We start from the raw sequence: 19,166 nt of genomic DNA, 5'->3' as shown, positions 1-19,166 counted from the left end.
GTCATGAGAGCTGTTCGAGCAGTTCCTGGCGGTGTGCGGTGGTCCACGAGTCGAGATGGACGGGTTCCCGGCCCAGCAGGTCCTGGACCGCGCTGGTGGTGACGGCGGAGTAGTCGAAGCGGCCCTCGTAGGTCTGTCGCGCCCAGATCAGCGTGCTGGCCGCGTACCCGGCGTCCATGGTGGCGGGCGCCGTGTCCAGTCCCGCGTCGATCATGCGCTGCAGATCGTCCGGGGTCAGGAGCAGCGCGGGGATCTCCCGCCCGAGGACGCCGGAGAGGACCTCGGCCACCTCGGCACCACCAAGGAGATCGGCGGACAGGTAGTAGTCCTTGCCCGCGTGCGTCTCGGGGCCTTCCGCCAGGACCTTGGCCACGACCGCCGCGATGTCTTCTCCGGCGATCCAGCCGACCTGCTTGTCGCCCATCGGCCACACCATCTGGCCGTCGCGCAGCCGGTTGATGCCGAGGAGGTTCTCCATGAACACATGCGGATGCACATTCGCCCAGGCCACCTTGGAGCCCGCGATGTAGCGCTCCACCAGTTCGTGCCACGCGAAGTGCGGGTCGGTGGACCGTCCGTCGCTGAACACACCCAAGTGCACGAGGAAGCTCACGTCGGCGTCCTCGGCTGCGTCCACCAGCGTCTTGGTCTGCTGGGTCATCGCCGACGTGTAGCCGGTCATCAGGAAGACCCGGTCGATGCCTTGTAGCGCGCCGGGGAAGGTGTCGGGGTCATCGAGGTCGATGCGGACCGCTTCCTTCCCCTCCTTGATCCACTGCTCGACGGTCGACTCGCTGCGTGAAGCACGCACCGGGACCACCTGGCCGGGTGTCGCCTCCAGGATCTTCACGACCGCCGCTCCGACGCGACCGGTGGCTCCGAGGACCAACACGCGCGGGGTGTCCGTGTTCGACATCTGCCTCTCCCTCATCCCATACGAGAATCCGCACTCCATACAAAAGCAATCACTTTCGCATGACACGATAGTGGTTGCTGTCGTATGCTCTGTCAAGTCGACGCAAGACCGGAGGAAGATCGTGCGCACCTGGGCGGAGAACGACCCCAAAGCACGCCTGATGGCCCGCAAGCGCGAGGCGATCATCAACGCCTCGCTCGCGGCCTTTCTCGAAGAGGGGTACGGCGGAAGCTCGGTCAACCGGATCGCCGCCAGTGCGGGCGTCTCCATCACCACCCTGTACCGGCACTTCGACAGCAAGGACGACCTGTTCGTCGCCGTCATCCAGGAGGCCTGCGACACCTCCGCGCAGAGCGCCGATCCGGAATGGCTGGGCCTGCCGCCACTGGAGGGCCTGACGGAAGCGGGCTGCGAACTCCTCCAACACATCCTGTCCGAGCAGCAGTTGGCGCTGTTCAGGGTGGTGGCCCGGGACGCGCAGCGCTTCCCCGAGCTCGGCCGCCGCTACCAGCAGGAGATTCTCGGGAACCGCATAGACCTGTTCACCCGACATCTGTCCCACTGGCCGGCGGACCTCCGCGCCAAGGTCGGCGACCCCTCTCGGGCCGCACACCTCTTCTCCGCCCTCCTCCAGGCGGAGATCGTGGACACCGCCCTGCTCGGCGGACCGGCCCCCAGCCCGGCCGCCATCCGAACTCGTGCCCAGGAGGCCGCGAGCGACCTACTGGCCCTCGCCGAGGCCGGACGGCTGTAGCCGCGGCCGGACCTGGCCCGCACCCCGCCGTCCGGGCATGTCGACAGGGCCTCCGGCAAGCAGCTGCGGTCGGCCGGACATGGTCCTCGGTCAGCCGGCCGTGTGCGCGAGTTCGGCGAACACCTCGACGGCCCGGTCGAGTTCGGACTCGGTGTTGTAGTAGTGCGGGGAGAGGCGCACCAAGGGGTGGACGCCCCGGTTCTCGGTGTCGAACTGGGTGTGCTCAGGCGTGGTCGTGGTGACGTTGATGCCTCGCTGTGCGAGCGCCGCGGCGACGTCTGCCGCGAGCAGGGCGTCGACCTTGGCCGTCACGATGGCGCACCGGTCCCGGCCCAGGTCGTAGGTGGTGACTCCGGGCAGCGCCTCGAGCCGGTCGCGCAGGTACCCGCCGAGCGCGAGGGCTCGCTCGCCGATCTGGTCCAGGCCCAGGTCCAGTGCCTGGCGTACGGCCGCGTCCAGTCCCAGGACGTTGGAGTAGCTCACCTCCCACGTCCTGAAGCGCCGCGCGCCGTCGTGCCAGCTGAACCCGCGCTCACCGTCCCAGGTCGCCGCCTCGATCTCCGTGACGAACGGGTCCAGGTACTCCAGAGCCTCCGGACGCACCCACAGGAACCCGGTTCCGCGCGGTCCGCGCAGGAACTTGCGGCCGGTGGCGGTGAGCATGTCGCAGCCGATCTCGGCGACGTCGACGGGGAACTGCCCCACGGACTGCGTGGCGTCCAGCAGGAAGGGCACGCCCGCCGCTCGTGTGATCCGGCCGATCTCGGCCGCCGGGTTGATCAGGCCCCCGCTGGTGGGGATGTGGGTGACGCCGACCAGCTTGGTGCGCTCGTCGATCAGGTCGGCCAGCGCCGCGGTGTCGAGCTGTCCGTACGCGTCGTCGGGGACCACGACGACCTCGGCGCCGGTGCGCCGGGCCACCTGCAGGTAGGCCAGCACGCTGCTGCCGTACTCGGCGCGGCCCGTCAGGATGCGGTCGCCGGGCTTGAAGGTCAGGGAGTAGAAGGCGGCGTTCCACGCGTGGGTGGAGTTGTCGAACAACGCGATCTCGGCGGCCCGACCGCCCACCAGTCGGGCGATGTCGGCGTAGGTGGCGTCGATCATGTCCCGCTGCCGGCCGGCTGCCTCGTAGCCGCCGATGGCCGCTTCGAGTTCCAGATGGGCGGTCATCGCCTCGAGGGTCTGCCGGGAGAGCAGACCGGCCCCCGCGTTGTTGAGGTGCACGCGGTGCGCGGTGCCCGGAGTGTCCTTGCGGAGCGCGTCGATGTCCATGCCTGTGGTGTCCCGTCCTTCGGAGACTCGATTACCTCTCTTCATCGTTCCCACATCACCCCACGTCAGTAAAGGAACCGGACACCGGCCTGCCCGCCCTGCTGGCGTGCGACTTCGACCTCGTCATCGACGAGACCTTCCCAGGACACCCCCGCCCGGCCCGCGCCGCCGATCTCCAGCACCACGTGCTGCACGAGGACCCGATGCGCCTCGCCACCCGGGACACCGTCCAGAGGCTGTCCGATGTCGCCCCGAGCCCTTGGGCGATGGAACCCGTCGGTACACCGGCCGGACAGTGGGCCCTGTCGGACCCGCAGTGTGACGTCCGAATCCCGCCAGCACATGGTGTGGCGCGCCCGCAGCATGGGGGTGAAAGGAGAAGTGCCATGAACACCCTCTACGCGACACTTCCCAGCCCGCTGGGCGAATTGCTGCTGGTCGGCGAGGCATCGCGGACCGCGAAGGGCGGTACCGCGCTGGCCTCCCTGTCCATGACCGGGCAGCGCAATCGGGCCAGGGTGCGAGACGAGTGGACCTACTCCCCGAACGCCTTCGCTGAGATCGAACGGCAGCTGCTCGCCTACTTCGCCAATGAACTCACCGCCTTCGACATCGAGTTCACCACCCGCGGCGACGACTTCCAGCAGCGGGTGTGGAAAGCGCTGGAGGCCGTTCCGTACGGCAGCACGACCACCTACGGCAAGCTCGCCGAGCTGCTCGGCGTCCCCCGCGCCGAGGTCAAGAACCTCGGCGTCGCCGTCGGGCAGAACCCGCTGCTGGTCGTACGGCCATGCCATCGCGTCATCGGAACGGACGGCACCCTCAAGGGCTACGCAGGCGGCGTGGAGCGCAAGGAGCGGCTCCTCGTCCTCGAAGGCGCGCTGCCGGCCCAGCTCCCACTCGGCTGAACCGGCCCCCACCGCAGGGCCTACGCGCAGGTCGCGGACCGAGTCCGGGTCCCGCACTCGGGCTCCCGCACTTGGGCTCCCGCGCTCGGCCTCGCGCGCCTTGGGCACCGCGGTCGGCGCGAGCACACCACTGACCGCTGCCACCGCCTACTCGGCAGCGGTGGCGCACTGACCGATGCGCCGCGGGCCCGGAAGCCAAGAGGCGGCTGCTCGACTTCGAGGACCTCGACCAGGCCGTATGACCCGCCCCGTTCCCGCGACTCGCCCGGGCGCCACCAGACCGCACGGGGCCCTGCGACACCCATCGCCCAGGAGGGCACGATGACCCACACCCACCACCTCGAGGGCACGATCGCCGAGCGGGTCGACGCCGCGAACTGGGACGCGCTCACCGACGAGGCCGACGCGTACGGCAGCGCCCTGACCGGCCAGTTGCTCACCCCCGACGAGTGCACCGCGATCGCTGCCCTCTACGACCAGGACCACTGCTTCCGCAACACGGTCGACATGGCCCGCCACCGTTTCGGCTCCGGCCAGTACCGCTACTTCACCCACGACCTGCCCGACTCCGTACGGCAGTTGCGCGAGGCCTTCTATCCGCACCTGCTGCCCATCGCCCGCGACTGGGCCACCAGACTCGGCCGGCCCTCCCCCTGGCCGGACACTCTGGAGGACTGGCTCGCGCACTGCCATCAGGCCGGGCAGACCAAGTCCGCGCAGATCCTGCTCCGCTACGGCGCCGGGGACTGGAACGCCCTGCACCGCGACGTGTTCGGCGACGCCGTGTTCCCCCTCCAGGTCGTCATCGGACTCAACGCGCCCGGAGTCGACTACAGCGGCGGCGAGTTCATCATGACCGAGCAGCGGCCCCGCGCCCAGTCCCGCGGAACCTCGATCACCCTCCCCCAGGGCCACGGCCTGGTCTTCACCACCCGCGACCGGCCCGTCGCCTCCCGACGCGGCTGGTCCACCGGACCCATGCGCCACGGCGTGAGCACCATCCGCTCGGGCCATCGCCACACCCTCGGGCTCGTCTTCCACGACGCCACATGACCGGGCAGCGGGGGAAGAGCACGTCCTGAACGCCCTCCTCCCCGGTGCGGACGAGCCCGCGTCGCCGCTGATCGAGCCCGCCGACCGGGTTTTCCCTCGGCGCCCGAGCCGACGCGCGGCCCTCAGGCCCGTGTCGGCCGCAGCCAGGGCACGTACTCGGGTCCGTACCGGTAGGCGCGGAAGACGGCGTTCTGGGCGCCTCGGGAGGATTCCAGGCCGACACCCGTGCCGAAGGCGCCGAAGTACGGGACGACGTACTCCCAGACCACGTCGCTGTCGGGCGTGACCTCGAAGAGGCGGCCGAAGGAGCCCTCGGCGATGAAGGTGTTGCCGTTCGGGAGGCGTTGGGCGCTGGACATGTAGGGGCTGTAGAAATTCTGGGGCGGGTTGTCCTCGTAGCTCCAGACGATCTTCTGGCTGTCGCGGTCGACCTCGATCACCCGGGAGTAGGGGACCGAGGTGTCGTCGCGGTACGAGCCGTTGTCGAAGACGAGGATCGTGCCGCTCTCCAGCTCGTGGGGGTAGTGCTGCTGCGCCAGGACGTCCGGGCCCAGCCGCCAGGTGACCTGGGAGGTGGCACGGTCGATGACGACGGCGGTGGATGCACTGCGGAAGCCGACCATGATGCTGCCGTCCCGCAGTTCGTTGACGGTGTTGGCCATCGGCCAGTGTTCCCGGGCGAAGTGGCGGTTGAGCGGAGTGTTCTCGATGTCCAGGTGCTCGAAGGACGCCCAGCGCCAGAGGATGTCGCCGGTCCAGGTCATCTCGTAGACGACGTCCCCCCAGATACGGCCGTCAGGGGCTTCCGAGCCGGGTATCCCGCCCGGAATGCGGGCCGCGACCGCGGGCGGGACCGGTTCGACGGCGAGCAGGATCAGATTGCCGTTGGACAGCAGGCTCGCGTCGTGGTGGTGGTACGGGTGACGGGCTTCGCGCAGTACGGCGCCGTCCGGGGCGACGAGTTGGAAGATGCCGCCGTGGTAGACGTCCCAGATGGGGAAGAGGGGGGCGGTGCCGGTCTGCTTGCCCTGGTAGAACAGCGTTCCGTCGGGGAGGAGTTGGGCGTGCCGGCCGGGCGGATGGGGCAGCCGCCACTGGTGCGCGAGTTCGCCGTGGATGTCGACGAGGTGGACGTCTCCAGGGCCGGCGATGGGCGTGAAGAGGGTGTAGCCGCCGTGACTGCGGGCGGGGTCGTGGGCGCGCAGGCCGGTGCCACGGCGGCGCAGGGTGTTCTGGTCGACCGTTGTCATGGTGAGGTCCTTCAGGAGGTGGGGAGAGTCACGGCCGCGGGGGCGGCGTTCTGGAGTGGTTCGCGGTCGATGTGCTCGAGGAACGTGGCGCGGTCCGGCGTTCCCGACAGCTTCTGGGTCGACTTCGCCCAGGCGCCCTCGGCCAGGAGGAGTTGGAGGAGCGGCTTGTCGAGGGTCACCGCGTAGTCGTACGAGGTGAAGTGGCCGTTGACGAATGCCGGCTGCACGGCGCCGCCGGACTGGGCGACGACCGCCTCGCGGGCAGCGGCCGGCTTGTCGGCGATGGCCTTGGTCGCGGCGGTGAGCGTGCGCAGGGCGGCCGTCGAGGTGGCGGTGTCGGCGCCGGGGCCGGCGATCAGCAGCGTGCGACAGGTGTAGCCGTCGTAGCGCAGTTCGCGGTACTTGGTGCCGAGGGTGGTCTTGGTGGTGTCGTAGAAGCTGGGGAAGGTGAGCCCGGCGTCGATGTCGCCGCGGGCGAGCGACGGGGTGACCTGGTTCGGGGCGAGGTTGACCAGGGTGACGTCGCCGGGCTTCAGACCCGCCCTGGAGAGCATGCCGCTCAGCGCGTACTGGACGTTGGTGCCCTCGGGCAGACCGATCCTCCTGCCCTTGAGGTCGGCGAAGGACGTGATAGCGGCCGACTTGGTGGTCAGCAGGCGCCAGTCGGTGAAGCCGGAGAGGGCGGCGAGGATCTTGATGTTCCGTCCGCCGAGGACGGCGGAGACTGCGGGCAGATCGCCCACCACTCCGTACTGCGCCTGTCCGCCGAGCACGGCGTTGAGCGCGTCGCGGCCGGTGCTGAAGGACTGGAGCCTGGGTGTGAGGCCGTTGCCGGCCCACAGCTTGCCCGCGGTGGCGGTGTACACGGGGGCGCCACCGAGGTAGTCGCTGCCTGCGACGGTGACCGCGGTGGTGCTGCTCGACGCGCTCCTGGCCGCAGGGCCGCCGCCACAGGCCGTGAGCAGGGTGGCGAGGGCGAGTACGGCGACGACAGCGGCCGCGACGGGTTTCAACGGGGTTCTGGACATGGGCGATTCCTCAAGTCGGGGTGAGAGGTCCGGCGTACGGGGCGGGGAGGGCGAAGGGGGCACGAGGCCATCGGGCTCGGAGGGGTACGAGGCTGGGCCCGGAGGGGGTACGAGGTTGGACTCGGAGGGGGTACGAGGTTGGACTCGGAGGGGTACGAGGTTGGACTCGGAGGGGTACGAGGCCGGGCCCGGGGTCCTCCCGGAGGGCGTGAGGGCCCGAGCCGCTACTCGGTGCCGAGCTGAGCGACGATGCGCGGGTGCAGGGGATGCAGACGGGGCTCCCCCGGCTGCGGCTCCGGACGGTCCGCGACCTGGTGGTCGGCGATCACGCGTCCCGGACCGGCGGCCATTACGATGACCCGCTGGGACAGGGCGAGTGCCTCCTCCACGTCGTGGGTGACGAAGACGACGGTGGTGCGGGTGCGTTGCCACAGTTCCCGGAGCAGCTGCTGCATCCGGGCCCGGGTGATGGCGTCGAGTGCGCCGAACGGTTCGTCCATGAGCAGCACCTCCGGCTCGGCGGCCAACGCCCGTGCCAGCGCCACGCGTTGCCGCATGCCACCGGAGAGCTGCGACGGGTACTTCTCGGCGGCGTCGGCGAGACCGACCGCGTCCAGCGACTCCGCCGCACGCTCGCGGCGCTCCTTACGGGGCAACCCGAACCGTTTCAGCGCGAACTCCACGTTCCCGCGCGCGGTGAACCACGGCAGCAGCGCGTAGTGCTGAAACACCACTCCCCGATCGGGGCCCGGGCCGGTGACCGGTGCGCCGCCCATCAGGACGCGCCCGGAGCTCGGCGTCACGAACCCGGCGATCGCGTTGAGCAGGGTGGACTTGCCGCAACCGGTCGGTCCGAGCAGCGAGGTGAAGGAGCCGTCCGCGAACTCCAGGTCGGTCGGGGCGACGGCGCGCGAGCCGTCGTAGCAGACCTCGACATTTTCCAGCCGGATGACGGCGCTCATGAGCTGCTCCGGCGGACGGGACGGATGACGGGACTCATGCACTGCCGCTCCAGCGGACGAGACGGATGTCGGACTCATGCACTGCCGCTCCAGTGGACGAGGCGGCTTCCGACCCTGCTGACGAGCGCGTCGGCGAGGAGGCCGAGCAGTCCGAGTTCGATCAGACCGACGAACATGTGGTCGGTGCGCAGAAACTGCCCGTCCACCTGCAAGCGGTAGGCGATACCGCTCTGGGCACCGCCCAACTCGGCGGCGACCAGGGCCAGGAAGGCCAGCCCGGCGCCGTAGCGCAGCGCGGCGACGACCGCGGGTGCCGCGGCCGGCAGCAGCACCTCGGTCAGCCGTCGCCACGCCGGTACGCCGAGCGTGCGGGCGGCACGCAGATAGTCGGCGGGCACCCGCGCCACCCCGTCGTGGACGTACAGCCACACGGCGAGGAAGACGGCGTACGCGATGACCAGATGCTTGGCCCGCTCGCCGATCCCGAACCAGGCGGTGACCAGCGGCACGAGCGCGATGGCCGGGATCGGCCGCAGGAACGACATCACCGGGTTCACCAGCGCCGCCACCCGGGGATGGTGACCGGTCAGGAACCCGACCGCGACACCCGCCGACGCCCCGGCCGCGAAGCCCTGTCCGGCTCGCGCCAGGCTGGCGCGCAGGTCCTGGGCCATCGTGCCGTCGGCCCACATTGTGTGCGCGGCCCGCAGCGTCTGCCACGGCGTGGGGACCAGGCCCGCGCCGAGCACGCCGCCGCGGGCGGCCGCCCACCAGAGCGCGAGTACGAGACCCGCCGAGACCAGCGGCGCCCCCGCGGACCCGAGCGCCCTGCCACGCCCGGCCCGGGGCACGCGGAGCACCCCCTTGTCCCTGGGGCGGCGCGTCGGACGCTCGTCCGGGGGCCGTGTCGGACGAGCCGACGGTGTTGCGCGAGCCATGGGGCGGCTCCCCTTCCAACCGGAGTATTGACGAGGTCAATAATTCGCGTGGTTTATTGCCGCAGCGTGTCGGCGTCATGAAACATGGCCGAGCCCCCTGATCCCCTCCAGCCGATGCCGCCGGCTGCGCTACCGTCGTGCCGTGCGCCGACCGGACCCCACCCCCGAAGCCCTGGCCGTCGGATCCGTGATCCGGGGGCACCGCCGCCGGCTCGGCGTGCCGATGGCCGAACTCGCCTCCCGCTCGGGCCTGTCCCAGCCGTTCCTGAGCCAGCTGGAACGAGGCCTGACCACCCCGAGCCTCGCCTCCATCTACAAGATCGCCGAGGCGCTCGGTCTGCCCCCGGGCATCTTCCTGCGCCCCTCCAGCACCGCCGACACCGTCGCCCACGAGGAGGATCCCCAGGTCATCCGGGTCACCGAAGGCACAGGGCAGTTCGCCCACGTCCTCATCCCCGGAGGCCAGAGCGACGTCATGGAGGCGTACGAACAGCACTTCACGCCCGGGCAGGGCGAACGCGGCTGGTTCGAACACACCGGGGAGGACTTCATCTACGTACTCGAAGGCGAGGTCGACCTGGAACTGCGCGACCAGGAGCCGATCCGTCTCCGGGCGGGCCAGAGCGCCCACCACCGCGGGGACGTCCCCCACCGCTGCCGCCTCGTCGGCACCGTGCCCGCCCGCACCCTCCTGGTCGTCGCCCTCGGCCGCTGAACCGGCGGACCGGCCGGCACCGGGCGTCGCCCAGCCGCCCAGCTCGCGTCGTGCGCAAGTGACGTATCGATCGCGCCTCCGCGGGGAGTTGACCCTGACGTGCGGGTCAGGGGTTGGCGTCTGCGCGCCTGGTACGGCTTGACGCCCTGCCCCCTCCCCCCTTGCTCCGCGCTCGGCGAGTGTCAGGGGCCGCGCACCTGACGACGTACTGCCACGCTTCCGCCCACTCCCTCTGGGGGCCGCCCATGACCGTGCCTGCCGTACTGCCCCGGACCAGCCGCGAAGTGCGGCTCGCTGCCGTGCCCGAAGGGCTCGGCGGCCGGCTGCGATCCGGCGAGACCCAGTTTCCTGTGACGCGGATCGCGGGCATCGAACGCGCCCCGCAGGCGTTGCAGGACCTGACAGGGGGGCGGCTTTTCGGCACGGTCGTCGTGGAGTTGACGGAACGTGCCTGACGGCTGCCGCCGCCACCGCCACTGCCGCTCAGCACCGGAGGCGTACGACATGCGGATCGGTGACGCCGCAGCAGCCGTGGGCGCGACGCCCAGGGCGCTGCGGTTCCACGAACAGCGCGGGCTGCTGCCACCGCCACACCGCACGCGGTCGGGGCAGCGGGACTACGGCCCCGACGAACTCGCCCTGCTCCGCGTCATCCGCGAACTCCTCGCTCTCGGACTCACCGTCGAGGACCTGAGCAGCGTCGCCGACCGCCTTCCCGCACTCGCCACGGACCCGCCACCACGCTGCGGTACCGTGCAGCCCGGAGCGCGCGAAGCCGGGGTGATCGGCGCGACCGTCGTCGACCAGCGCATCGCCGCACTCGACGCGGAGATCGAGCGACTCACCCGGCTGCGGGACCTGTTGGCGAGCCGCGCGAAGACAGTCGCCTCGTGATCGAAAACCAGGAGCGCCTCCGCGACGTCGGCAATCCATGCCGGCAGCCCCGCAGGAGCATCCCTGATCAGCCCCGACACCAGAAGTCGTCCGGGGAGAAGCTGCACCTGATACTGGGCAGCTTCTCCCCGAACGGACATGCGGAGGTCCGCACTTGGGCCGGAACTCGTCATCCTGCCGGCCTTGGCTCATGGCTCATGGCTGAACTGACGAGCTACTAGTAGCCGCCGTGGTGGCCTCCTCCGTCGTGGCCGCCTCCGTGGTGGCCGCCGCCGCGGTCGCCGTAGAAGCTGTGGTCGAAGGAACCGTGGCCGTACGAGCCGTGGCCGTATGAGCCGTGGCCGTAGTTGTCGAAGCTGCTGTGGTGGGGGTGGTCGTACTGGACTGCGCGTGCCGGCGAGTTCGGCGCGGCGACGGCGGACGCGGCGGTACCACCCACGACGATCGCAAGTCCTGCCATGGCAGCGAGAGGCCATTTGAGATAACGCATGATTAGTCTCCTGGAAGGTTCGAATCTGACTCTGAATCAGGCGTGAGCCGGGTGACGCGACGTCAGGCTGCTTGCCTGCCGCCCGCCTTGGACGGGTGACGTCCGACGACTTGACGGCCGACATCACTCATGTCCATTTAGTTCCCTTTTCACATATCTCAACGCTGCGCCCGCGAGGAGCCCGATGCAAGGTCGGAGACTGGTAGTGGCTCTACCACCGCGAGCGCAATCCCTTCCCGTCGTTGAACTCGGGCATCCCTGACACCGCCCAGAGCGGCGGGTCAGCCCGACGAGGCCGGGCGCGAGGCGTTGCCCTCGGTCAACCGACGCAGCCGTGCGGCAGTGTCCGTGGTGAGCACGGGCGTATAGATCACCACGTGCACATCAGGGCGGTCCGAGGGTGCCAAGCGGTGTTGCTCGACGTGCAGGTAGCCCGCGACCGGATGACGGAAGACGCGCTCACGCGAGGTGAAGACTTCGATGTCGCGGCTGCTCCAGTCGGCGCGGAAGGGTTCGCCGGTCTCAAGGAGTCGCCCGATCAAGTGGGAGTAGGGCGGTTCGCCCAGCCTCGGGCCGGCCTCGGCTCTGAATTCGGCGAGGAGACGGCGACTGCTGGCTTCCCAGTCCGGAATCAGCTCGCGCAGATACGGGTCGGTGAACACCAGCCACAGCAGGTTCCGATCCAGGGGCCGGACGGTGGTCACGTTCGGATACAGGGCGGCATACGTTCTGTTCCACCCCGAGATGTGCCAGTCCGGTGTGGTCGCATAAGCCGGGAAGTCCGAGAGTGCGTCGAGCAACCGCTGGACGTGCTCGGGGAGTGGCGCGGGCACCTGCTCGGCCTCGGACTGGGGCGCCGAGTAGCCCGCCAGCGCGAGTATGTAGGTATGTTCGGCGACGGACAGCCGGAAGGTACGTGCGATCGCGTCGAGCACCTGCCGGGACGGCTTGATCTCCCGCCCCTGTTCCAGCCACGTGTACCAGGTGACGCTGACATGGGACAGATAGGCGACCTCCTCACGGCGAAGCCCGGAGGTCCTTCTGCCGCCGACCGGGGGCAGTCCGAGGTCCGCGCGCACAACCTGGCCCCGCCGGGCCTTGAGGAAATCAGCCAGGTCTCGGCGCCGTTGCACCTCGCCGTTCACGTCTTCCAGGCTAGCGATTAGTGCCACTACTAGTGGTAACGCCGTCTTTGTCCTGATATGTACAGAAGACATGCTGGGAACATGCCACGCCTGAGATCACGCAGCGTGATCTCCGGGCAGTGTGTCACAGGCGCCGACGACCCTCTCGGAGCCACTGCGGGCGGCGGAAGACCCCTACTGCCGCCGACATCGGCATCTTCACCGAGTGTGATCACTGAGCCCGGTGAGACTCCCGACGGCGAATCGCCACCGCCCGGCGGATGTCGGGCCAGGGGTGAGTCCCGTGGGGTGTCCAGGGGGGCGATCCGGCCCACGCCCGGCATCCGCCGGTAGCCGTAGCCGGTAGCCAGTGCTGAAAGGAGCCCACCATGAGACTCACCCCCGAGCGAGTCCGGACGATCCCCGCAGTTTCCCGTCCGGCAGAGGAGCCGCGGGGGGACCTGCCTCCCCCACGGAAATCCGTGACCGCGGCCGACGTCGGCCTGCTCCTGCTGCGCGCCACTACGGGCCTGCTGCTGGCGTGCCACGGCGCGCAGAAGCTCTTCGGCCTGTTCGGCGGTCCCGGGCTCAGTGCCGCCGGCAAGGGGTTCGCCACCCTTGGTTATCACCCCGGCGAGTTCTTCGCCGGCCTCGCGGGAGCCTCGGAGCTCGTCGGAGGGCTCGGTCTGGCCGTGGGCCTGCTGACTCCGCTGGCAGCCGCTGTCGTGATCGGGGACATGATCAATGCCATGGTGGTCACCTCGCAAAACGGCCTGTGGCAGACCAACGGTGGCATCGAGTACCCGCTCTCCATCGCCGTGGTCGCACTCGCCGTGGCCGCCATCGGCCCCGGCCGCTTGGCCCTGGACCGCCCGTTCCGCTGGCGCGACGGCGGTCTGCTGTCTGCCGCTACAGCCCTGTGTCTCGGCGGCATCGGCGCGGTCATCGTCCTCGCACTGAGATGAGGGCAGCCGACTACCGGGCAGCGGTCCTCGCCGTCGCGGCGAGGTCGAGGTGTGGCGGCGTGCGCGGCGGTCTCTCCTTGTGCACGAATGCGCGGCGCAGTGCGTGGTACGGGGCGTCGGGGTCGTCGAACGTCGGGCGCATCCGGGCCAGTTCCCGCCGGCGGAAGGCGGCAAGCGGCAAGACTCGCTCCTGACGGTCCAGTTCCGCCTTCTTCGCGGCGATCCGTGAGCGTGTTCCCGGCGACGACGCCAGCCGGGCCGCCATCCGGCCGACCTCGGCGGCGAAGTCCTGCGGACCTCGGTCGACCACCCGGTCGACGAGTCCGAGGCGCCGGGCGCTCATGGCACTCAGCGGCAGGGCCTCGCGCATGAGCCGGTCGGCCGCCGCCGCGCCCACGCGGCGGGGCAGCGTGTAGGTCCAGTATTCCGAGCCGTACAGGCCGATGAGGCGGTAGTGCGGGTTCAGCACGCATCCCGTGCGGCACCACACCTCGTCGGCGGCCAGGGCGAGCATCAGGCCGCCCGCCGCGGCGTTGCCCGCGACGGCGGAGACCACCAGCCTGTCCGTGGTCGTCAGGATCGCCTCGACGAGGTCGTCGATCGCGTTGATGTTGGCCCAGGACTCGGCAGCGGGATTCTCGGCCGCCTCGATGACGTTGAGATGGATCCCGTTGGAGAAGAAGTCCCGCGGGCCACCCAGCACCAGCACCGACGTGGGACGCGCGCACGCCTTCTGGTACGCGTCCAGCAGGCGTCGGCACTGCGTGGTACTCATCGCTCCGCCGGGGAACGAGAACGAGAGGAGACCGACGCTCTCTTCCTCCCGGTAATCGATGTCCGTCCAGGTACGCCGCCGCGCGTCCGGAGAACGCGGCGCGGCGAGCTCCGGCAGAGCAGGCAGCCGGTCACCCAGGGCCCGCACGGCGGGCAGTTTGAACGTGGGCGGCCCGCCCCGATCGCGCCGAGGCCTCAACTCCGGGATCCAGACGGCACCGTCCTTCGTCGCCCGGCAGATCGCCTCGGCTCTGGTGGCCAGCAACTCCCCCGGAGTGCCGCGCAGGGTGCCCTCGGCATGGCCGCCGTGCAGGTACCACTCAGCGCCCATCACCACATCCAGGACGCCAGGCTGCGAGGACGCAGCGCGCAGCTTGCGCAGGACGGTCTGCGTGCCGTCCGCTTCCCAGTCGATCCGCCGGACGCTCTGGTCGAGGTACGGGCGGGTGCGGACCAGGGTGTCTCCCGCGGGCGCCGCCACCTGCTTGCGCGGCGTATGGGTCCCCGACGCGAAGCGCTCCACGGCCAGCATGACCGCGGACAGCGCGGCGTCTGCGACCTCATTGCGGTACAGGTCGCTCTTGGAGACCGGCGGGACCGCACACGGAACGGACGCCCACACGTCCCCCGCGTCCATCTCCTCATCGGCCTGAAGGACCGTCACACCCCACCGGCCGACGCCCTCCTGGATCGCCCAGTCGAGAGAGGACGGCCCGCGGTCCCCGCAGGGCCCTGGGTGGACGATGAAGCAGGGGTACGCGGCCCAGACCTCTCGGGGGATCGCCGTCTTCAGCATCGGAGCGAGGACGAGTTGCGGCGCGTGACGACGGACGGCCTCCGGCAAGGACCGGTCCGGCAGGGCGAGCTCCACCGCGACGGTGTGCCCGCGGTCCCGCAGTTCGGCATGGACGCGCTGCGTGAGGCTGTTGAACGCGCTGGCCACGAGCAGGATGTGCACGACGAACTCCCGGCGGCGACGGTACGGGCAGCGAGCCCTGGCCGACTGCGATGCTCAGCTACGCCGGACCACTCGGCCCCGGCGACAGGCTGTGAGGTCACCCGAAAGCGCGCGCGGAACCGCCACCCGGCCGGGGAGCGCATCTCGCTGGAGCCGCGGGTCCAGTCTCGGCTATGGGCGCCCGGCGGCCCAGCGCACCCAGCGGCCCAGCGCGTCCGACCGAAGCTGGACGTCCCCACCGTTCCGGCCGGCACCCGAAGGGGTCGACGAGGGCGGCTCACACCCGCCCTCCCCTGCCGGGAGCCGATACGGCGCGGGGGCTGGACGCCGCGGGCTGGGGCGGCACGAGTACGGATTCTCCGCCGACCGGAGATCCTGCGTCCCTGTCGTCCGCCCTCCGGACGGCGCGCCGCCACATTCGTCCCACGGCCCGGTAGAAGCGGTCCGGCAGGAACACGGCGTCCGCGACGATCATCGCGCCGGAGAAGAGGGGCAGTCCCATGAGTACCGCGATACCCGCGTGCATGCCCAACAGCATGGCCAGGACCGGGAACTTGAGCTTTCCGAACAGCACGAACGGAAAGGCGACCTGCAGCAGCACCGTCAGGTAGCAGGCGATGGCGATCAGTACGTCGTGCTCGGCCACCATGAGGGAGAGCTCGGGCCAGGGCCGAAACAGGTCGAGGTTCAGGACGTAGTGGAGAGCGGTCCCGTTGTCCCACGAGCCGCCCTGCACCTTGTACAGACCCGCGGACCCGTAGAGAAAGCAGACCTGTGCCGCGATCACGAACATTCCGCAGTTGTGCAGCACGGCCGTCAGGCTCCGCCGGGAAGTACGGAGTTGATGCCGCAGTCCGCTCGTTCCACGGTCCACCGGCATGCTCGTCGTAGCGCCCGCGCAGGATCGGAGCCGGGTTCTGCGCGCGTCCAGGGACCAGCGACGGCCGCATGCGGTGAAGGCGAGGTACACGGCCATGAGGAGGATGAGGTTGTCTCCTCCGTCGGTCATGAAGATCGCCCTGGCATGGAACGACGCGACGACGACCGCGAACAGAACGGACACCGCTCTGGTCCGCCAGCCCAGCATGAACAGTGCGGAGGTGACGACGGCCAGCGCGTAACAGGCCTCGAAGTACGCCCGGCTGTCGGACAGGGTGAGGATGCTGGCCCATCCCGTCTGGTCGAACAGTTGCCTCGCCAGCTCGGGCGTCCACGGTGAGCCGGGACCCCAGATCTCGTCGCGGTGCGGAAACTCGCGCAGCAGGAAGGCGAGGTAGAGAAGTCCGTACCCGATGCGCAGGACCGCAGCGGCGTACAGGGAGATCGGCTGCTCCAACAGGAGGGTGAGGAGCGTACCGATGCGTTCGGGCACTCGCTGCGGTCCGGAAGCCTCCGCCCGCTCGGTGCGGCGTCGCGACGGCGAGGGTGCCGCGACAGAGGTCTGCTCAGCCTGTTGCATGGGGGGCCACCTTCCACCAGGGCAGGTAACGGGTGTCGGCGGGCTTCGGTGCGGCGGCGGGGCGGGGGCCGCGCGCTGCGGCGGGCGCGCCGATGGGCCGGGCGATCACCCGCAGCTGGATGGACTCGAATCTGCCGTGACGATGGGCGGCGACGCGCTCCGCCGCGATGTTGCGCAGGTAGTGCTGGATCATCAGAGCGCGCTGCGAGTGGGGCTGGTCGTCGCCGCCGTGCGTTTCGAGATAGGAAGTCCAGGCCCGGCGCAGCATGTTCTGCGCCGTGTGGCTCGGAAAGGGGTTGTGCTTCACCGCGGCCGTGTCGACGGTGGTCAGATCGAACCAGTCGCTGACCTGGACGGTGTCGTCCGGGGCCGTGTGCATGGTCCTCGCCGAAATCTGCCGGTTGACCGACTCCGGGTCCGGGGCGAAGAGCCGCCAGTCCTGCTCGAACAGCGGGAAGACCCAGGCGTTGACCTGCCTGCTGTACTGCCGGGAGAGGGGGTTCGGTGGTGCCACGTGCAGGAATACCAGGAGCACGTGCGCCAGGGCGGTCGCCAGACAGAGGACCACGGCGACTCGAACTCCGGCCTTCAGGGCGAGGGGCGGCTCGGAGGGCCCCTGGAACTCGGAGGGCCCCTGGAACTCGTGGGGTCTCCCGCCCCCGTTCGGTGCGGTCGGCCCAGCGCCGGTCCGGTCCGATTCGTCGGTATCCGCTGATACGACGTCGGCCCGCACGGCCCCGTGAGGCCTGTCCGTCTCGATTTCTCTCACCTGCTTCTCCTGAGCTGTCGCCGGCGGCTCGCGACGGAATCGATGACGCTCCGTGCCGCGCGCCGCCCGTCCTACTCACTCACGTGGGCGGCGGCCCCCGAGCACACACGCCGTCGGGGGCCGCACGCGTGATTCAGCTAGGCCTTCGCGAACCCGCAGGTCGTGCGGGAATCGCTCCGTGCCGCGCCGGCCGTCGCGCTAGGCAGGATCACAGCCGTAGCCATCGCCATAGCCGTAGCCCTTGCCGGGCTTGTCGCCATAGCTGCTGTTGCCATAGCCGCTGTCGCCATACCCCTTGTGATGATCGGGCTTGCAGCCGTAGCCGTGGCCATTTCCACCGGTGGTCCCGCCGGTCGTGCCTCCGGTGGTCCCGCCAGTCGTGCCGCCGGTGGTCCCGCCAGTCGTTCCGCCGGTCGTTCCGCCGGTGGTTCCGCCGGTGGTCCCGCCAGTCGTTCCACCGGTGGTCCCGCCAGTCGTTCCACCGGTGGTCCCGCCAGTCGTTCCACCGGTGGTCCCGCCAGTCGTTCCACCGGTGGTTCCGCCGGTCGTGCCACTCGTCGTGGTGCCCGTGGTCCCGCCCGTGGTGCCGGCCGTCGTGGTGCCCGTGGTGCCACCGGTCGTGGTCCCACCCGTGGTACCGGTCGTCGTGGTACCGGTGGTGCCGCCCGTCGTGCCGGCCGTCGTGGTGCCCGTCGTGCCGGCGGTCGTGGTGCCCGTGGTGCCGGCCGTCGTAGTACCCGTGGTGCCACCGGTCGTGGTGCCACCGGTCGTGGTCCCACCCGTGGTACCGGTCGTCGTGGTACCGGTGGTGCCGCCCGTCGTGGTACCGCCCGTGGTCCCACCGGTGGTGCCAGTCGCGCACTGCGGCCTGGTGATCGTGTTGGTGTCCAGCGTCACGGCACCGTTACGGGCCAGCGCCCGCCCCTCGATGGTCGCGCTCGTGGTGACAGTGATCGAGGTCATGGCCAGGATGTTGCCCACGAAGGTGGTGCTGGTGCCGAGGGTGGCCGAACTTCCGACCTGCCAGAACACATTGCACGGCGAGGCGCCATTGGTGAGGCGCACCTCGCTGGAGGACGCCGTCGTCAGACTCGAACCGATCTGGAACACCCAGACGGCGTCGGGGTTGTTCTGGGCGTCCAGGGTGAGGGTGCCGGTGAGTCCGAGAGTGGAGGAGGCGGTGTAGACGCCCGGAACCAGCGTCTGGCTACCGGCGTCCGGGGGAAGGGCGCCGTCGGAGGCCTGTCCGGCGGCGTCGTCGTACGCCGCGATCAGGTCGGTCTGGGCGTCCTGAGCCTCGGTGTCCGCAGAGTGCTGGGTCCCGTTCACCACGGCGGGCGGCCCGTATCCGCTGATGGACGTGCCCGGAGACACTCCGACATCTCCGGTGATCACCGAGGGGCCGGTGTTGGTGGTTGCCGCACCGGCCAGTACCGCGAAGCTGTCCGCCCTACCCAGATCCACAAACGTGGCCAGGGCACTTGCCTGTGTCGGTGTCACAGCGACAACGACAGCGGAGATCACCACGGCAAGTAGCGCCGCGGTCCAAACCGACAATGTGCGCCGTAGAGGCGCGGCAGGGATATTCAGTGTCATCGAGGGGGCCAACTCCTTTGAAGGGATGCTCTTGGCGGTTCTCGTCCGCACAGAATCGCTTGATTCTGCGGCTGGCATATTACTCAGGAAAGAGAACGGAACATGATTCATTCGAGCGATTACGTCGATCCGACGAACGGATCGCGAAATCCATAGAAATACTTAATGGGCCGGATGGCACTCGCCACCTGCACGAGGTCGGCGAAAATGACCATGCCTTTCCGGCCGGACCCCGCGGCGGCGCAGAGAAGTTGGGAAGCTTCGGAGCGCGATTCATACAGACGGATATTCACTCACGCTCTACATGCCGACACCGAAGGTAAACGTCCACGGAACGGACA

The 19,166-nt window shown here is 69.8% G+C and carries 20 protein-coding genes; 7 read left to right on the top strand and 13 right to left on the bottom strand.

The genetic code is table 11. The features are described from left to right. Window position 1: 1 nt before the first annotated feature. The gene (locus tag ACFVXA_RS38705; protein WP_390028580.1) at window positions 2–916 is read right to left on the bottom strand and encodes an NmrA family NAD(P)-binding protein; all 915 of its coding nucleotides are present in this window, start codon (window positions 914–916) and stop codon (window positions 2–4) included. Window positions 917–1,037: 121 nt separating this feature from the next. Here ACFVXA_RS38705 and ACFVXA_RS38700 point away from each other — a divergent pair, with 121 nt between their 5' ends. Beyond that, window positions 1,038–1,670, top strand: coding sequence for a TetR/AcrR family transcriptional regulator (locus tag ACFVXA_RS38700; RefSeq protein WP_390028579.1), 633 nt, complete (start codon window positions 1,038–1,040; stop codon window positions 1,668–1,670). A gap of 90 nt (window positions 1,671–1,760) precedes the next feature. Here the strand turns inward: ACFVXA_RS38700 and ACFVXA_RS38695 are convergent, their stop codons facing one another. Next, window positions 1,761–2,942 (bottom strand): aminotransferase class V-fold PLP-dependent enzyme, encoded by a 1,182-nt coding sequence (locus ACFVXA_RS38695; protein ID WP_389748043.1) that lies wholly within the window; start codon window positions 2,940–2,942, stop codon window positions 1,761–1,763. A 65-nt stretch (window positions 2,943–3,007) separates the two neighbouring features. Then, on the bottom strand, window positions 3,008–3,136 hold the full coding sequence (locus ACFVXA_RS38690) for a hypothetical protein (protein WP_383911485.1): 129 nt from the start codon (window positions 3,134–3,136) through the stop codon (window positions 3,008–3,010). Between the two features lie 192 nt (window positions 3,137–3,328). On the opposite strand from ACFVXA_RS38690, the gene ACFVXA_RS38685 reads away from it, so the two are divergent. Both ACFVXA_RS38685 and ACFVXA_RS38680 read left to right on the top strand, forming a co-directional pair. Further along, window positions 3,329–3,850 carry a methylated-DNA--[protein]-cysteine S-methyltransferase gene (locus ACFVXA_RS38685; RefSeq protein ID WP_362022583.1) on the top strand — a complete coding sequence of 174 codons (522 nt, stop codon included), beginning with the start codon at window positions 3,329–3,331 and terminating at the stop codon, window positions 3,848–3,850. A 321-nt stretch (window positions 3,851–4,171) separates the two neighbouring features. Continuing rightward, window positions 4,172–4,903, top strand: a complete 732-nt coding sequence (locus tag ACFVXA_RS38680; RefSeq protein WP_389748045.1) for a 2OG-Fe(II) oxygenase — start codon at window positions 4,172–4,174, stop codon at window positions 4,901–4,903. Between the two features lie 122 nt (window positions 4,904–5,025). Here ACFVXA_RS38680 and ACFVXA_RS38675 read toward each other — a convergent pair whose 3' ends face one another. The 4 genes from ACFVXA_RS38675 to ACFVXA_RS38660 all read right to left on the bottom strand — a co-directional run bounded on the left by ACFVXA_RS38675 (window position 5,026) and on the right by ACFVXA_RS38660 (window position 9,003). Continuing rightward, window positions 5,026–6,153, bottom strand: coding sequence for an aryl-sulfate sulfotransferase (locus ACFVXA_RS38675; protein ID WP_383737041.1), 1,128 nt, complete (start codon window positions 6,151–6,153; stop codon window positions 5,026–5,028). Between the two features lie 11 nt (window positions 6,154–6,164). After that, on the bottom strand, window positions 6,165–7,181 hold the full coding sequence (locus tag ACFVXA_RS38670) for an ABC transporter substrate-binding protein (protein ID WP_384403104.1): 1,017 nt from the start codon (window positions 7,179–7,181) through the stop codon (window positions 6,165–6,167). A gap of 224 nt (window positions 7,182–7,405) precedes the next feature. Then, on the bottom strand, window positions 7,406–8,143 hold the full coding sequence (locus ACFVXA_RS38665) for an ABC transporter ATP-binding protein (RefSeq protein ID WP_384403107.1): 738 nt from the start codon (window positions 8,141–8,143) through the stop codon (window positions 7,406–7,408). A gap of 74 nt (window positions 8,144–8,217) precedes the next feature. Next, window positions 8,218–9,003, bottom strand: a complete 786-nt coding sequence (locus ACFVXA_RS38660) for an ABC transporter permease (protein ID WP_384021291.1) — start codon at window positions 9,001–9,003, stop codon at window positions 8,218–8,220. Window positions 9,004–9,223: 220 nt separating this feature from the next. Here ACFVXA_RS38660 and ACFVXA_RS38655 point away from each other — a divergent pair, with 220 nt between their 5' ends. The 3 genes from ACFVXA_RS38655 to ACFVXA_RS38645 all read left to right on the top strand — a co-directional run bounded on the left by ACFVXA_RS38655 (window position 9,224) and on the right by ACFVXA_RS38645 (window position 10,690). Beyond that, window positions 9,224–9,796: an XRE family transcriptional regulator gene (locus tag ACFVXA_RS38655; RefSeq protein ID WP_362022571.1), complete on the top strand. Its 573-nt coding sequence runs from the start codon at window positions 9,224–9,226 to the stop codon at window positions 9,794–9,796. A 245-nt stretch (window positions 9,797–10,041) separates the two neighbouring features. Beyond that, window positions 10,042–10,251, top strand: coding sequence for a hypothetical protein (locus tag ACFVXA_RS38650; RefSeq protein WP_390028578.1), 210 nt, complete (start codon window positions 10,042–10,044; stop codon window positions 10,249–10,251). Window positions 10,252–10,300: 49 nt separating this feature from the next. Then, complete coding sequence (locus tag ACFVXA_RS38645; RefSeq protein ID WP_390028585.1) at window positions 10,301–10,690, top strand: MerR family transcriptional regulator; 390 nt, start codon at window positions 10,301–10,303, stop codon at window positions 10,688–10,690. A gap of 217 nt (window positions 10,691–10,907) precedes the next feature. On the opposite strand, the gene ACFVXA_RS38640 is transcribed toward ACFVXA_RS38645, so the two are convergent. Both ACFVXA_RS38640 and ACFVXA_RS38635 read right to left on the bottom strand, forming a co-directional pair. Next, on the bottom strand, window positions 10,908–11,150 hold the full coding sequence (locus tag ACFVXA_RS38640; protein WP_390028577.1) for a hypothetical protein: 243 nt from the start codon (window positions 11,148–11,150) through the stop codon (window positions 10,908–10,910). A 311-nt stretch (window positions 11,151–11,461) separates the two neighbouring features. Then, window positions 11,462–12,397: a helix-turn-helix transcriptional regulator gene (locus ACFVXA_RS38635; protein ID WP_390028576.1), complete on the bottom strand. Its 936-nt coding sequence runs from the start codon at window positions 12,395–12,397 to the stop codon at window positions 11,462–11,464. A 296-nt stretch (window positions 12,398–12,693) separates the two neighbouring features. Here ACFVXA_RS38635 and ACFVXA_RS38630 point away from each other — a divergent pair, with 296 nt between their 5' ends. Beyond that, entirely contained in the window at window positions 12,694–13,269 is a 576-nt protein-coding gene (locus ACFVXA_RS38630) for a DoxX family protein (protein WP_384403119.1), read from the top strand. A gap of 10 nt (window positions 13,270–13,279) precedes the next feature. On the opposite strand, the gene ACFVXA_RS38625 is transcribed toward ACFVXA_RS38630, so the two are convergent. From ACFVXA_RS38625 to ACFVXA_RS38610, 4 genes are all read right to left on the bottom strand, one after another. Then, window positions 13,280–15,001: an enoyl-CoA hydratase-related protein gene (locus tag ACFVXA_RS38625; RefSeq protein WP_390028575.1), complete on the bottom strand. Its 1,722-nt coding sequence runs from the start codon at window positions 14,999–15,001 to the stop codon at window positions 13,280–13,282. A 277-nt stretch (window positions 15,002–15,278) separates the two neighbouring features. Continuing rightward, window positions 15,279–16,460, bottom strand: coding sequence for an HTTM domain-containing protein (locus ACFVXA_RS38620; protein WP_384403125.1), 1,182 nt, complete (start codon window positions 16,458–16,460; stop codon window positions 15,279–15,281). Next, window positions 16,447–16,995, bottom strand: coding sequence for a DUF5819 family protein (locus ACFVXA_RS38615; protein WP_383911503.1), 549 nt, complete (start codon window positions 16,993–16,995; stop codon window positions 16,447–16,449). The genes ACFVXA_RS38620 and ACFVXA_RS38615 overlap by 14 nt, the downstream gene beginning before the upstream one ends. 432 nt (window positions 16,996–17,427) lie before the next feature. Beyond that, complete coding sequence (locus tag ACFVXA_RS38610; protein ID WP_390028574.1) at window positions 17,428–18,693, bottom strand: ice-binding family protein; 1,266 nt, start codon at window positions 18,691–18,693, stop codon at window positions 17,428–17,430. Between the last annotated feature and the right edge of the window lie 473 nt (window positions 18,694–19,166).

The organism is Streptomyces sp. NPDC058246, assembly GCF_042881985.1.
GTDB lineage: Bacteria > Actinomycetota > Actinomycetes > Streptomycetales > Streptomycetaceae > Streptomyces.
The sequence above is the reverse complement of the archived record's forward strand: the minus strand, read 5'-3'. Positions and strand labels throughout refer to the sequence as shown.